Source organism: uncultured Nostoc sp. (assembly GCF_937863485.1).
Classification (GTDB): Bacteria; Cyanobacteriota; Cyanobacteriia; order Cyanobacteriales; family Nostocaceae; genus Nostoc.
Window position 1 is genome coordinate 1 of sequence record NZ_CALMFY010000217.1, and the last position, 15,049, is coordinate 15,049.

Sequence of the window (15,049 nt, forward strand, 5' to 3'; positions counted from 1 at the left end):
AGCAGGGGGAGCAGGGGGAGCAGAAGGAGCAAAATACTCCTCATCTCCTTTGTTTTTCACACCTAGTTCCTCTGTAGACATTTTACTGGTAGAAAATGACTTACCTAACGCTGATTTAATCCAAATTTATCTACATCAATTGGGATATCAGGTGACTTGGGTTAAGAATGCTGCCCAGATGTGGGAAACTCTAACACAGTTATACCCAGCAGTGATTTTAATGGATGTTTATCTGCCAGATGCAAATGGTCTTAACTTGGTACAGCAACTGCGAGAAAATCGGCAATATCGGACGATTCCGATAATTGTTCAAACAGCAATGGCGATGAAAGGCGATCGCGAAACTTGTCTAGCAGCTGGAGTAAATGACTATATTTCTAAACCGATTGATTTACCACTTTTAGCCAGTCTGGTAGCTAAGTACAGCAAAGCATCAACCGAGGTTGATGGGGAGATAGAGTAGAAAACATCTCAATAAATATACTTAGCAATTAAAATCGCCGCTCTCTATATTTATGTAGCTGTTCGCCTCTAGTCTCGTAGAGAACATATTATTCCCTGAATTTATGGATAGGATAGACCATTTTTATTTGCTTCATCAACCGAGACTATGGTTACTAAAACTACATTTCACACCTCTAAATATTATTGAATATTACATAGATTACACTGAGATACTGATATCCGCTGATAATTTGGGATAATTTCGGACTTACGCACTTTACAAACTCACCCTAATGTAAATTATGCAAAATGTCCGTTTCTGGCTCTGCTCACAACGCTGATTTGGTCGGATATTTACTGTGTTGGGTGTTAAATATGGCTCAAAAGCTCAAATATATAGTACATAAGTATGATGCGTAAGTCCGATAATCATCTGTGTTTAGCTGCTCTGGAAAATTCCACATCCTCGGAATTTGTGCCTAGAATGGAATTTGTTGGGTGCTATAGGGTTTGGGCAGGATTGGGAAATGATGCTGACAGAAAAATTTGAGCAATTAAGAGCCTTATTTATAGAAATGGAGCAGGCGTTGATTGCTTACTCAGGGGGCGTTGATAGCACTTTGGTTGCCAAAATTGCTTATGATGCGCTGGGCGATCGCGCTTTGGCTGTCACGGCTGTTTCTCCTTCGCTATTGCCAGAAGAGTTGGAAGATGCCAAAATTCAAGCTGCAACTATTGGGATTCCTCATAAAATTGTCCAGACTCACGAGATGGAAAATCCCAATTACACTTCTAACCCGGTCAACCGCTGTTATTTTTGTAAAAGTGAGTTGCACGACACTCTCAAACCTTTAGCTTTAGAGTTGGGTTATCCCTATGTGGTGGATGGGGTAAATGCCGATGATTTGCATGATTATCGCCCAGGAATTCAGGCGGCGAAAGAAAGAGGGGCGCGATCGCCTTTAGCAGAAGTGGGTGTTACCAAAGTTGAAATTCGGCAACTTTCGCAACAACTCGGTTTACCTTGGTGGGATAAACCTGCTCAACCTTGCCTCAGTTCTCGCTTTCCTTATGGTGAAGAGATTACTGTAGCTAAGTTACAACGAGTTGGTAGAGCAGAAATTTTCCTGCGAAAGCTAGGTTGGCAGAATTTGCGCGTGCGATCACAAGGGGATACGGCACGGATTGAATTACCAGCAGAACAAATTAAAGAGTTTGTGTTGACTAACGATTTACAGAAAGTAGTTTCGGCATTTCAGGATTTTGGATTTATCTACGTAACCCTGGATTTAGAAGGTTATCGCAGTGGTAAGTTGAATCAGGTTTTGAATCGGGAAGCCTTGAGCGTTAAATTATAAGATTTTGGTTCTATAGAGATAGAGTTTATTTTATTTAGCTTCTAGAGACACTAGAAAGCAACCGTTAATCCTCCAGGTATTATCTAGCTGTTTTTCCATTAAATATAAAGCTCTCAAGGGAACTCCATCAGGAGCAAGTAGCAACACTGGTTGAGTTATGTTTCCCTGGATGGTTATTATCTTCTCAAAAAAGACAGAACGAGGACGGTATACTGCTGGGTAGCTTATCTTCACCATCTGCATAAAATTTTCTGGGGTTCCAAATTGCGCCTGAATTGCCGGACTGGCGAAGGCAAAAGCGCCTTGGGCATCATCCTTTTTAAAGGCTGCCAATTGGTGTTCAATTAGAGAACGGATGGTGATGGCATCGTTGTCGGTAACTTCCATAAAAATCTAAAATTGCGTAGGCGCAGCCCGTCGTAGACATCGCTCCCAGCGTCGGCGTAGGGATCGCTCAATTTTCGCGCTGAGTGAGCTTGTATTCTATCTGCTGTAGTGCCGAGCGCCACACATCATAACCCTCTTGAGACAGGTGCAACCCATCTGTAGTCAACTCTGGGCGCAAATTGCCTTCCATATCCGTAAACCAGCTATAAATATTTAGATAATTAGCGCCTTCTTGTTTGGCAATCTGGGTTAATTGTATATTAATGTGACGAATGCGGCTATTGGAAAGTTTTGCTAGGCGAGTAGGCAAAATTGATTGGACAATAATTTGAGCTTTTGGGTGAGTCTGCCGTAAACGACGGATAATCCGGCGATAATTACGCAAAATTGTGTCATCACTAGCGCCTTTTCGTAAGTCGTTAATCCCAGCCATGACGTAAATCACATCCGGCCGCGTTGCCGAAAATGCCCCCAATCTTTTTAAAACTCCACTGGAAGTATCTCCAGATATGCCTTGATTCAGCCACAATTTCCCAGCAGGTAGTTTTTCTCTAGGAAACCACATGCTCAAAGAATCACCCACTAAGATACTTAGATGATTTGCACCTTGACCTTGAGCGATCGCTCTAGCTTCTAAAGCTAGTAAACTTTTCCAGTCATCATAAGTTAGTTGACGCTTCTTGATCGACTCCCACAATGATTGCAAATTATCACTATCCACGCGTTTATGAATCTGACCTGTTTTCAGAGCCGCCAATCTTTGGTAGTAAAGTTGATTACCAGATGTCAGTGAGATACCAGTTGCTTGGGCGCTGGGGTTGACTAATGATTCTGTTGGGACTGGTAATCCCTGACTACTCAGTTCTGGTAAGGAGAGATCAAAGCTCTTGATATTTTTCTCACCTGCTGTTGGCTGCGAACTTTTTAGGGGTTGGAACGTTTGGCCACTGAGTTCTGGTAAGGGGAGATCAACACTGGGGATGATTTGTCTACTTACTATTGTCTGCGAGCCTTGTTTTAAATCCCACAGGAATCCAGAATTTTCTGGCAGGACAATCGACAAATGTGGAAGAGCCGATGCTGGTATTGCTAATCCTGTTAACAAGCCTATTGCCAACAGATAAGGATCCCTCATCGCTTTGTCTCTCCTCTACTCACTGCTTTTCCCTATGACAGCATTAGTTGCCTGTATTCAGGAAAATTTTACTTCGGTTAAGTATTATTCTTATTTACACTGTATAGTTCTGTAAAGCCTATTAACGAGATTATATTAGACAATTCACGATCTCTTTAAAGTACGGTTTTTTCTGTGGTATACAAGTCTTATTTGTGAGGATACTTCTACTAAAAGCACTATTTTCACAAGCTGACCATTTTTTATAACCAGTGGTCACAAATATTGCAAGTGGATGTAAACTCGGTCATTAGTGGATAATTTTTGATTATCTCAGGACAAAGTTTTTTGCTTTTGATGTTGCTACTATAGAAAATAACCATTTGATTTCAGGTTTCCATATCTCAGGAAATTGTGGCGATCGCATGATAGTTTGCTAAACTGCTAGGCGATGTTTGACGACAAAGCGTTTCTCGTCTACGCTTTTTAATTTCTCATATGAAATTGAGCGGTGCAAATGCATCAGTTATCAAATATGAAATTATTAAAGATTCCAGAATTAGCAAAAGAGAAAGGATGGACACTAAAAGAAGTTTCTGACCGTTATGGGGTAATTAACAGCACAGTTAGAAGTTATGCCCGTCGTTCAGGAATGACAACAGTTGACTTTACTGCTATCCACAGATTAGCTCACACCTTTGATGTGACGATTGAAGACTTAGTGGAAATTCTAGAGGAATAGGCAAAAGTTTAACTGTTGAGGATGTTTATAAGCTAATGAGCATTTAAGTTGCATAAAACCAGGGTTAGAGCCGCTTACTACAAGCGAATCAGTCTGGAAAAATGAATGACGATTAGCTTATCATACGATGATGTGCCCTTAATGAGCAAGCAAAAGGTTAGTCCTACTGAGAGTTCGAGAACTTGCTCAAAAAAAGGTTAGACTCTCAAATTGGTTTGGGAGAATTATGGAGTCATTTACAGCGCTGTTAAACACTATACACGTTACGCTGAGATGAAAAAAGTTAAATTTATTTTCATTCAAAAGTTGCCTCTTACCTTTGATGCGATGACTAAGGGTTTGATGCAGATTATCCAGTAATAGAAAAATTACCTGTATTTCTGTTGTAGTTATATATATACATAATTAAAAATTTATGTTTATTCATTGAAGTATGAATTCAAACACATTTAAATTAAGTTTTAACTATAGAAAATAACTTCATTGGAAGTGCTAAGATTTAGGCTGAATCATTAGTGTTTTCCTTTTCTTCCGTGGCTAGAGCTAGTACAGCGATTGGTGTCAGTCCCATTATTAAAGAGATTGTGCAAAAACAGGCACATTCAACACGTTTGACCCTGAAAGAAGTTATTCTCATGGGGATGTTAGCAATTGACAAACTAGATGATCAAGGTCGTCAAGAGCTTGCGGATCAAGTTCATCAAATGCAGGTGAATGGAGAAATTTGAGTGAGTAGTTATGAGTTAAGAGTTATAAATTATATATTTTAACTCCTCAGTCCTGACTCTTTACTTAATTTGCTTATTGGCTAAATCGATAACGACTTCCCGTTACATAATCTTCATTAATTTCAAAAGATATCCATCGGCGTTGCAGAGTTTCAGCAACAAATCCGGTTGTGTTAGAACCTGCAAATGGATCTAATACCATATCACCTTCATCAGTTAAGAATTTGATGAAGAACTCCGCGAACCCTTGAGGAAAACGTGCTGGATGGGGTCTAATTTCTGCTGCTTTGCAGCGTTGTAAATAAGCGCTATTAGATTCAGTATTAGCAATTTCTAGCAAATTTGGCGGAATTGCACCTTGGTTATCCTTTTGAAATTTATCAGAAATATTATGTCCACTAGGACGTATTTTGGCCTTATAGCCATTTTTGAGTAATTGTTTCATACTTTGGCTATAAGGCTTTAAAACTTTTCTGTTATCTGCTCTAGGATTAGGTGTTTTAGACAACCACCAAACTGTATTTACAGAATCTTTCACACGAATCCGCCTGATTGTCACCCACTCAGCAGGGGTTGGTAGTCGAGCCGGATTATAGTGGTAAAATTCTTGAGCAAGAAAGAAACCTACTTCTTTGCATAATCTAACTAAAAGTTCGTATTGGTAGATACTCCGCACAGGATTACCAGGAAGGTAAGCACCGCCTAAATCTAGTACGAATGAGCCATTCTCTGCCAGTACTCTTTTAAATTCATAGGCAAAAGGTAAAAACCACTCAATATATTTTTCAGCAGTTTCGTTACCGTATTCTTTTTTGCGGGTAAGAGCAAATGGAGGTGATGTGATAATTAAATTAATACTATTATCATCAATAAATTTAATAAGTTTAAGGCTATCACCTAAATATGCTGCTCCATTCTGCTGGGTATAAGAGGGATTAAAAATTATTTCTTTTGCTGGCGTTATTGGTTCTTCTTGCAAGAGTGATAAGATTATTTCGTTTTTTATAGTTATAACTTGTTTTGGTATTATCCAACTATTTAATTTTAAAAGTTATTTTTTTAACGCAGGGGAACACAGAGCAAAGCGCAAAGTTACGCAGAGGAGTATATTAACTTTCGCCACGCTTTGCGATCACAGTAATAGAATTAGACAATCGCGTATTCACTAACTTCATAACAAGCTTTACATTATGCAAGTTTTAAAATTTGGAAACGTTAGATAGGTTTTCCGTCTCAAAGCGTTTATAGATTTATTTGTTCCTTAACAAAAGTTAAGACTTCATCAGTCTGGGCAACGTGCTAAAAACTTAAATAACTGATTGTACGTTAAGTAACTCATATCTAAACAGTAAAAATCTTTTTCGCCATCTTTAGTAATTTATTTCTCCTTTGTTGGAAGTTTTGCTTATCCCAATCCAGGAATTTTATTAGCTCTCGATTGAGTGTCACATTTGACTGTTCATAAAGACTTTTCTTCTCAGAAAATGACTTATTACCCGCACTATTATTGTTACGTCCAGGCCAAAAAGACAGATTCCCAATGTCGTTCTTTAACAGTTCAAGCTCTTCAATTCGTGAAGCACTACTAGCATTGTGCGGATATATATGCTCTATCGTAACTTTGCTTAGATCAAAGATACTTATTTCATTTGGTTTTAGTTTCCCATTAGCGCCATTAGAGTACCACTCAACATGATCCTCTAATGTAGTTAAAAAATGTCTGATAATTATTTTTTTTGAAGAATTATCTTGGTAACTTAACTTTTGTATTAATAGAGATTCAAAAGTTTCATCAGGAGCATACTTATCCTGTACCACTTTTAATTCATTTCTTAAAGTAGGAATTTTATATTCTTGCGGTGCTTGTCTAATCAATTTTGCGTGGTCGTAATATATAGTAGATATTTTTTCAGCGTGTCCTCCTACAATAGTAATATAGCGAAAAGCAAAGCGTTCTAGAATGTCTATGATTTCTATAAATTCCTTTTCCGAAAGACAGTGATAAACACTAAGTAAGAGTGGTATACAAAGTGTATGCCTTAATACTTTTATCAAACGTTGTAGTCTTTCCTGTTGCCAATCTGAAGCAGTAGCATCTCGATAAGGCCACCGTAGTTCTGATATTTCTATAAAAACTTGTTGTTCATTTTTTATATCAGAAATAGTATGAGATACTTTTTTAGCTTCCTTAGTATCAGCAAGCTCTAAGACCACTCCAGATGGAAACTTAAATATATCATCTCGAAATGTATCTGCCAAATTCCTCTTAGCTGCACCCTTACCCTGATGAGATGCATAGTAATTTCTAAAGAATTGCTCTACATCTGTAGCTGGATAACTAAGTATTGTATCCCAGTTATCTTCTGCAAGTATTTGTTCTCTCTCGTGTTTTTCAAGTAATTCAAGAGTATCTGAGCGAAGCTTATTTCCATCACTCAACTCTCTTCCTCTATCATTTAGTACCGCAAATAACCTGTAAGCTTCACTTCTATCCTCACTAACTATATAAATTACATAACAGTCTTCTATAACTGATTTTCGTAATTGTAGAAGAGAATTAAGTTTATCAGAGACACTAGATTTACTAATATCATTGAGAATTTTATTAATAAGCTTTGTCCTAATAGAATCCCATGCAGTCTGTAATTTTTTATGAGAATCTCGTAACGATTTAGGACTACGACCATTTATCAAGTCTTCAAAAAAGACATAATCTGCTTTTGACAGAGTGAGACGAAGACGTGGCTGTAATTGGTTATTTATTACTTCTTTGTATTCCAACTATTCATCTTTTGTTGTACTCGCATAAGATTTAGCTGCTTGCGAGGTTTCTGTATCTTTTTCAACTTCAGCTTCATTAGCAAGTGACTCGAATGCCTTAACAAGGGAGGCAATTGTCATTGTGAAAGTTGCTAGCCTTTGCTGGCCATCAACCAAATCGTAAAGATTTCCCGTATAACTGTTAGGTATATGTTGTTTTATGCTTACTAAGCCACCAAAGAAATGTTTTCTTGGCTGACTATAATTAATTTGTCTTGCATTATATAGATAGCACCAGTAAATCTTTTATAAAATCATCAATTTCTTCTTGCTCCCAATCAAAAGCTCTTTGATATTTCGGTACTTTAAAAGGAATTCGACGACAAAACAAATCTCCTAATGATGTACTTTCAGGCTGCATAGTCATAGTTTTTATACAAAGCTCGTATCTTCTTTTATTAATGTAACCAATAAGACGAAATGTTGTATATAGTCATTGCTTAGACTTATTAAAAAAATCCCCCACCTTTCGGCAGGGGATTTTTATTACTTACTTACAAAACTAGCAGCCGAATTAACCGAACTTACCAGCAGTAGAAGCAATCAAGAATGCTGCGTAAGTCACGATGTAGCCAACAGTGAAGTGAGCTAGACCAACTACACGAGCTTGAACAATTGACAGAGCAACGGGCTTGTCTTTCCAGCGAACTAGGTTAGCTAAAGGAGTGCGTTCGTGTGCCCAAACAAGGGTTTCAATCAACTCTTGCCAGTAACCTCTCCAGGAGATTAGGAACATGAAGCCAGTAGCCCAAACTAGGTGTCCAAACAGGAACATCCAAGCCCAGACAGACAGGTTATTCACGCCGTAAGGGTTGTAACCGTTAATCAACTGAGCAGAGTTAGCCCAGAGGTAATCGCGGAACCAGCCCATGAGGTATGTAGAGTTCTCATTGAACTGAGCTACGTTGCCTTGCCAAATACCTAGATGCTTCCAATGCCAGTAGAACGTAACCCAACCAAGGGTGTTGAGCATCCAGAATGTAGCGAGGTAGAAGGAATCCCAAGCTGAGATGTCGCAAGTACCGCCACGACCGGGGCCGTCGCAAGGGAAGGCATAGCCGAAGTCCTTTTTATCGGGCATCAGCTTAGAACCACGGGCATCCAAAGCACCTTTGACCAAGATCAAGGTGGTGGTGTGGAGACCTAAGGCGATCGCATGGTGTACCAAGAAGTCGCCAGGGCCAATTGTTAAGAACAGGGAGTTTGTACCAGCATTGATCGCATCTAGCCAGCCTGGTAACCAGACGTTAGCGTAGTTGGGCCATGCTGTGTAAGCAATACTATCTGGGTTAGATAGCAAGGTGTCTAAACCGTACAGTACCTTACCGTTAGCAGCTTGGACGAATTGAGCAAATACTGGCTCAATCAAGATTTGCTTTTCCGGAGTACCGAAAGCAACTACTACATCGTTGTGTACGTACAGACCAAGAGTGTGGAAGCCCAAGAAAAGGGATACCCAGCTAAGGTGGGAAATAATCGCTTCTTTGTGCTTCAACACGCGCTCAAGGACGTTGCCCTTATTTTGCTCTGGGTCGTAATCACGTACCCAGAATATTGCTCCGTGAGCAAAAGCACCAAGGATCAGGAAACCAGCAATGTATTGATGGTGCGTGTATAGCGCTGCCTGAGTCGTGTAGTCCTTCGCAATAAATGCGTAGGAAGGCATGGCGTACATGTGCTGCGCTACCAGAGAGGTGACCGTTCCCAGAGCAGCTAGGTGAATACCTAACTGGAAGTGCAACGAATTGTTATAGGTGTCGTACAACCCTTGGTGAGGCAGGTTGAACTGACCTTCACTGGTGGTACCAGGTACTAAACCGGATTTGGAGTTCAGCATTTCTTTGATGCTGTGACCAATTCCGAAGTTAGTCCGGTACTGGTGACCGGCAATTATGAAGATAACCGCGATCGCTAGGTGGTGGTGAGCTATATCAGTCAGCCACAAAGCTTCTGTCTGAGGATGAAAGCCACCCAAGAAACTCAGAATCGCAGTTCCTGCACCTTGCGATGTCCCGAATATATGTCCAGGAGTGTCAGGGTTTTGAGAGTAAACACCCCAGTTGCCTGTAAAGAATGGTGTCAAACCGGCTGGGTGGGGTGGGGTAGATAGGAAGTTATCCCAACCTACGTGCTGACCGCGAGATTCGGGGACAGCAACGTGAATTAAGTGACCAGCCCACGCCAAAGAACTAACACCAAACAAACCTGCTAAGTGGTGGTTTAGGCGATGTTCAGCGCTCTTAAACCATGCCAAGCTAGGACGATACTTGGGTTGCAAGTGCAGCCAACCAGCGAACAAGAATACAGCTGCGAATAACAGCAAGAACACTGAACCGTTGTACAGTTCGCCGTTTGTCCGCATTCCGATCGTATACCACCAATGGTAGAGACCAGAGTAGGTAATGTTTACCGGATTGCTAGCACCAGCTTGCGTAAAAGCTTCGATCGCTGGTTTACCAAAGTGGGGGTCCCAAATCGCGTGGGCGATCGGACGGATGTGAAGGGGATCTTTAATCCACTGTTCAAAGTTACCTTGCCAGGCTACGTGGAACAGGAGGCTGGATGCCCACAGGAAGATGATTGCCACGTGACCGAAGTGAGTTGCGAAAATCTTTTGGTAAAGATTTTCTTCCGTCATGCCATCATGGGTTTCAAAGTCGTTGCCTGTAGCGATCGCATACCATATCCGACGAGTCGTCGGGTCCTGTGCGAGATCCTGGCTAAATTTGGGAAATTTTGTCGCCATAGGTTTAATAAATCCTCTGACCTTTAGCCATCAAGTACCAGCGAAATTTTAGATTCTAGATTTTGGATTTTGGATTAAATCTAAAATCCAAAACCCAAAATTCTGCTGATTGCTACCCTACTGAAAGGATGTGTGCATGGAAGAACGCCCAAGTAGTGACAATCCCTCCCAAGAGGTAGTGAGCTACCCCTACGGCCCGACCCTGAATGATACTCAGAGCCCGAGGCTGAATTGCTGGTGCTACCTTTAGTTTATTATGCGCCCAAACAATGGACTCAATCAGTTCTTGCCAGTAACCGCGACCACTGAACAGGAACATCAAGCTGAATGCCCAGACAAAGTGAGCGCCTAAGAAGAGTAGACCATAGGCAGATAGCGCGCTGCCATAGGAATTGATGACTTGCGTAGCTTGTGCCCACAAGAAGTCTCGTAACCAACCATTGATGGTAATGCCGCTTTGGGCAAAGTTACCACCAGTGATGTGAGTCACAACACCATCTGCATCTACTGTTCCCCAGACATCTGATTGCATCTTCCAGCTGAAGTGGAAAATTGCGATGGATATTGTGTTGTACATCCAGAAAAGTCCGAGGAACACATGATCCCAACCAGATACTTGACAGGTACCGCCACGACCAGGACCATCGCAGGGAAAGCGGAAGCCCAGGTTTGCCTTGTCTGGAATCAGACGAGAGCTACGGGCATATAGCACACCTTTGAGCAGAATTAGGACAGTAACGTGTATTTGGAATGCGTGAATATGGTGGATTAAGAAGTCCGCCGTACCCAAAGCAATGGGCATCATTGCTACTTTACCGCCTACAGCCAAAATCCCACCGCCGAAAGCATAGCTAACGGGTTCTAGCGCATTGGGAGCAGTGCCACCAGGAGCTAGAGTGTGGATGTTTTGTACCCACTGAGCAAACACTGGCTGCAACTGAATTGCAGTATCAGAGAACATGTCTTGAGGACGACCTAATGCACGCATTGTGTCGTTGTGGATGTAAAGTCCAAAGCTATGGAAGCCTAGGAAAATACATACCCAGTTGAGGTGAGAAATAATCGCATCTCGGTGACGAATCACCCGATCCAGTAAGTTGTTTTGGTTCACAACCGGATCGTAATCCCGCACCATGAATATGGCAGCGTGAGCCGCACCGCCGACTATACAGAATGCACCAATCCACATGTGGTGGGTGAAAATGCACAGCTGCGTAGCATAGTCAGTTGCCAAATATGGATAGGGGGGCATCGCGTACATGTGATGCGCGATGATGATGGTCAGCGAACCCAAGAAGGCCAGGTTAGTAGCCAACTGAGCGTGCCAAGATGTGGTCAGGTTTTCGTAGAGACCTTTGTGACCTTCACCGGTGAAAGGACCTTTATGGTTTTCTAGGATCTCTTTAATGCTGTGACCAATACCCCAGTTGGTACGGTACTGGTGACCAGCAATGATAAAGACAACCGCGATCGCTAAGTGGTGATGAGCAATGTCTGTCATCCACAAGCCACCTGTTACTGGGTTTAGACCGCCCTTGAAGGTCAGGAAGTCAGCATACTGACCCCAGTTCAAGGTGAAGAAAGGTGCTAAACCAGCAGCAAAGCTGGGATACAGCTCGGTCAACAAGTCTTTGTTCAAGATGAACTCATGGGGCAAGGGTATGTCTTTGAGAGCTACGCCTGCATCCAAAAGCTTGTTGGTCGGTGCGGATACGTGGATTATGTGACCTGCCCATCCCAAGGAACCACAACCTAGCAATATTTGCAAGTGGTGATTCAGCATTGACTCCACATTCTGGAACCATTCCAGTTTGGGAGCGCGTTTGTGGTAATGGAACCAGCCAGCAAATAATAATAAGCCTGCTAATACCAAGCCACCGATCGCAGTCACGTAAAGCTGGAAGGAGTTTGTGATACCCCAGCCACGCCATACTTGGAACAAACCAGAGGTGATTTGAATACCGTGGAAACCACCGCCAACATCACCGTTTAAAATGTCTTGTCCCACAATGGGCCAAACGACCTGAGCACTAGGTCTAACGTTCAACGGGTCGCTTAACCAAGCTTCGTAGTTAGAAAACTTCGCGCCGTGGAAAATCATCCCGCTCAACCAAACCATTATTACGGCTAAGTGGCCGAAGTGGGCTGAGAATATCTTGCGGGATATGTCTTCTAAATCGCTTGTATGTGTATCAAAATCATGGGCGAGTGCGTGCAGGTTCCAAATCCATGTGGTGGTTTTGGGACCTCTGGCTAAGGATCTGTCGAAGTGTCCAGGTTGTGCCCATCTCTCGAATGAGGTAGGAACCGGATCGTTATCGACGATTACTCTTGCCTTTTTTTCCTCTCGCTCCGGAGGACTTATTGTCATTCGACCTCCTCTCTTGATAAGGAATGAGGATTTATGGATACCACAAAATGAACCATTACCACATACTCCAGAATTTTACTGAAGCCGCGATGAAGACCCGATGTGGAGAGTTGTTTCTCGTTGAATTATAGAGTCTTCACTTGTACTTTGTTAGAGATATTTTAACAATAATTCAAACTTGTGGAAATATTGCTGGAATTCATGCCTGATCTGGCTTTTCATTCCAAACTATTTGTACAAAAGTCAATAGATTATCTATTTTATTTACAAAGAATAACAATTCGTAAAATTTATGGTTTGGCTGTATATAGAGGATGTTCTAGCTTTTGCTGCTGTTACTCGTGAATATTTGTGTCATGTTTCAATTGTTATAAGTAAAAAGCTGTAATGAATATGACTTGTTTTAAAATTTCCTGAGATATACAGGAAAACTTATGGGAGGTGAGGCAGATTTCACCTTTTGGGCTATAGTTCCCTATGGACAGTTTGAGCCAAAATAATCTGTCAATCAATTTTGGATTTTGGATTTTGGATTTTGGATTTTGGTGAAGCAGCGCGGTCTTCTCGCATTGGGAGAGGCTAGCGCCTGCCGTAGGATGCCCAAAGGGCTGTAGGGGGTTTCCACGCCACTTGCTTCACTTGGGGAGACCCTAAGACCGCAGTGGCTCCCCATGAGCGACTGCTGTTAGCGCAGCGTAAAGCCTGCGGCATGGCTTCGCTTAGAGCGAGGAACGAGCGTCACCCGAAGGGATTGACTCCGACCAGTGTCTTCTCTAGGAGATGCTCCGCTAACGTAGCGGGACGAATTACGGGTACTTGGCTCTGAGGATTTTGGATTTCCAATCTTGGTAGGCGTTAGCTAGTCATACACCCCTACGATGCTCGTTCCGACCCTCCTACGTCGCTAACGCTACCGCTTCTCTACGAGACGCTGCGCTAACGCTAAAGCTACGCTATCGAGCGAATGAGTGGATTTGTTCCGCCCACTATGGACAGGGCATGAACCAAAATAATCTAAAATCTAAAATCTAAAATTGATATGGTCAATTGTCGAAGACTATCACTGGGTGCAACACATGAACTCGTGGCAGAAAAGGGTGTTAGAGAAGCTCCTCCCTAAGAGGTTCCCGATTTTCAAGTGGGTAATGACATTGATGCTGGTATTAAGCTTGACCAGTTGTGGGGAGAAAGTCGGAAGCCAGGAAGTATCGACTGGCTATAGAGAAAACCCTGCACAGATTTCTCAAATTTCAAAGCAATTTTCGGAAGTTTCCCCACCATCTGTTATCCAAGAACTGCGGACAATTTTGGAAGTTTATCAGCCACAAGTGACAATTGTTACTCCAAAACCTGATGAAGTTTTTCAAGACAATAAAATCACAGCCAGTTTTCAGGTTAAGGATCTACCAATATTTAAAGACCCAGAATTACAACTGGGTCCCCATCTACACGTAATTCTGGATAACCAACCTTATATACCTGTTTACGACCTGAATCAGCCCTTGCTTTTGCCAGACTTGTCTCCAGGGACTCATACCCTGCGTGTCTTTGCCTCCCGTCCTTGGCATGAAAGCTTTAAGAATGAAGGCGCTTATGCTCAGACAAGATTTCACGTCTTCACTAAAACCGACGACAACAACCCAGATCCCAAATTACCCTTGCTAACTTACAGCCGTCCTCAAAGCAGCTACGGAGCAGAACCAATCTTACTGGACTTTTACCTAACTAACGCTCCTTTGCACCTTGTCGGCAAGGAAAACGCCAATGATGAATTCAGTGATTGGCGCATCCGCTCGACAATTAATGGTGAAAGCTTTATTTTCGATCGCTGGCAAGCAGTTTATCTTAAAGGCTTCCGTCCAGGAAAAAACTGGATAAAACTGGAATTTCTCGATAACCAGGGAAATCCTGTCAAAAATGCCTTTAATACCACAGTTAGACTGATTGACTACCAGGCAAAGGGTAAAGATACTTTGTCGAGAATTGTCAGAGGGGAACTTACAGCAGATGAGGTGCGCCCCGTTGTAGACCCAAATTATAGACTTGTACCTAAACCCACGCCTTCTGTTGAAAAAACACCCCAAATACAACCGAAGGTAGAAAAACAGCCTATTCCTGAAACTGAAATTCCAAAAGAATCCAAAACACAGCCAGAACAACCGAAATTAGAAGTTCCAACGGCTGTACCATCTCCCAGCTTGTCCCCGACACCACCAGAAATAATTACGCCAACACCAGAACCACAGCCAGAGGTAATACCAACTCCTGAATCAACGCCGTTACCCGAAAAAGTTATACCTCAGCCAACAAAACCGAGATTTGGCGGATTTTTTAACCGT

The 15,049-nt window shown here is 42.1% G+C and carries 12 protein-coding genes; 5 read left to right on the forward strand and 7 right to left on the reverse strand.

Annotated features, from left to right (window positions below; all coding sequences use genetic code 11):
• The coding region (locus tag Q0541_RS29375; RefSeq protein WP_298919583.1) for a response regulator at positions 1–463 on the forward strand (463 nt) is incomplete at its 5' end.
• 511 nt (positions 464–974) lie between these two features.
• A complete protein-coding gene (larE, locus tag Q0541_RS29380; protein WP_298919771.1) occupies positions 975–1,802 on the forward strand; it encodes an ATP-dependent sacrificial sulfur transferase LarE in 828 nt (275 codons plus the stop codon).
• A 30-nt stretch (positions 1,803–1,832) separates the two neighbouring features.
• On the opposite strand, the gene Q0541_RS29385 is transcribed toward larE, so the two are convergent.
• Both Q0541_RS29385 and Q0541_RS29390 read right to left on the reverse strand, forming a co-directional pair.
• The gene (locus tag Q0541_RS29385) at positions 1,833–2,189 is read right to left on the reverse strand and encodes a DUF4864 domain-containing protein (RefSeq protein ID WP_298919585.1); all 357 of its coding nucleotides are present in this window, start codon (positions 2,187–2,189) and stop codon (positions 1,833–1,835) included.
• Positions 2,190–2,256: 67 nt separating this feature from the next.
• The gene (locus tag Q0541_RS29390) at positions 2,257–3,324 is read right to left on the reverse strand and encodes an SGNH/GDSL hydrolase family protein (protein WP_298919587.1); all 1,068 of its coding nucleotides are present in this window, start codon (positions 3,322–3,324) and stop codon (positions 2,257–2,259) included.
• Positions 3,325–3,838: 514 nt separating this feature from the next.
• Here Q0541_RS29390 and Q0541_RS29395 point away from each other — a divergent pair.
• Together Q0541_RS29395 and Q0541_RS29400 are read left to right on the forward strand one after the other, a co-directional pair.
• Positions 3,839–4,045 carry a helix-turn-helix transcriptional regulator gene (locus Q0541_RS29395; RefSeq protein ID WP_298919589.1) on the forward strand — a complete coding sequence of 69 codons (207 nt, stop codon included), beginning with the start codon at positions 3,839–3,841 and terminating at the stop codon, positions 4,043–4,045.
• 515 nt (positions 4,046–4,560) lie between these two features.
• Entirely contained in the window at positions 4,561–4,773 is a 213-nt protein-coding gene (locus Q0541_RS29400; protein WP_190728355.1) for a hypothetical protein, read from the forward strand.
• A 73-nt stretch (positions 4,774–4,846) separates the two neighbouring features.
• Here Q0541_RS29400 and Q0541_RS29405 read toward each other — a convergent pair whose 3' ends face one another.
• The 5 genes from Q0541_RS29405 to psaA all read right to left on the reverse strand — a co-directional run bounded on the left by Q0541_RS29405 (position 4,847) and on the right by psaA (position 12,710).
• Positions 4,847–5,752, reverse strand: coding sequence for a site-specific DNA-methyltransferase (locus Q0541_RS29405; RefSeq protein WP_298919594.1), 906 nt, complete (start codon positions 5,750–5,752; stop codon positions 4,847–4,849).
• 362 nt (positions 5,753–6,114) lie between these two features.
• Positions 6,115–7,554, reverse strand: a complete 1,440-nt coding sequence (locus Q0541_RS29410; protein WP_298919596.1) for an HNH endonuclease family protein — start codon at positions 7,552–7,554, stop codon at positions 6,115–6,117.
• Positions 7,555–7,813: 259 nt separating this feature from the next.
• A complete protein-coding gene (locus Q0541_RS29415) occupies positions 7,814–7,954 on the reverse strand; it encodes a DUF262 domain-containing protein (protein WP_298919598.1) in 141 nt (46 codons plus the stop codon).
• A 153-nt stretch (positions 7,955–8,107) separates the two neighbouring features.
• Positions 8,108–10,339 (reverse strand): photosystem I core protein PsaB, encoded by a 2,232-nt coding sequence (gene psaB / locus Q0541_RS29420; protein WP_298919600.1) that lies wholly within the window; start codon positions 10,337–10,339, stop codon positions 8,108–8,110.
• A gap of 112 nt (positions 10,340–10,451) precedes the next feature.
• Complete coding sequence (gene psaA / locus Q0541_RS29425; protein WP_298919602.1) at positions 10,452–12,710, reverse strand: photosystem I core protein PsaA; 2,259 nt, start codon at positions 12,708–12,710, stop codon at positions 10,452–10,454.
• Between the two features lie 1,076 nt (positions 12,711–13,786).
• Between psaA and Q0541_RS29430 the strand changes: the two genes are divergently transcribed.
• The coding region (locus tag Q0541_RS29430; protein WP_298919604.1) for a hypothetical protein at positions 13,787–15,049 on the forward strand (1,263 nt) is incomplete at its 3' end.

Excerpts from the sequence above, each read along its gene's own strand:
- Q0541_RS29415 (WP_298919598.1), bottom strand. The coding sequence starts at position 7,954 with ATGCAGCCTGAAAGTACATCATTAGGAGATTTGTTTTGTCGTCGAATT.
- Q0541_RS29395 (WP_298919589.1), top strand. The coding sequence starts at position 3,839 with ATGAAATTATTAAAGATTCCAGAATTAGCAAAAGAGAAAGGATGGACA.
- Q0541_RS29390 (WP_298919587.1), bottom strand. The coding sequence starts at position 3,324 with ATGAGGGATCCTTATCTGTTGGCAATAGGCTTGTTAACAGGATTAGCA.
- psaA (WP_298919602.1), bottom strand. The coding sequence starts at position 12,710 with ATGACAATAAGTCCTCCGGAGCGAGAGGAAAAAAAGGCAAGAGTAATC.
- larE (WP_298919771.1), top strand. The coding sequence starts at position 975 with ATGCTGACAGAAAAATTTGAGCAATTAAGAGCCTTATTTATAGAAATG.
- Q0541_RS29385 (WP_298919585.1), bottom strand. The coding sequence starts at position 2,189 with ATGGAAGTTACCGACAACGATGCCATCACCATCCGTTCTCTAATTGAA.
- psaB (WP_298919600.1), bottom strand. The coding sequence starts at position 10,339 with ATGGCGACAAAATTTCCCAAATTTAGCCAGGATCTCGCACAGGACCCG.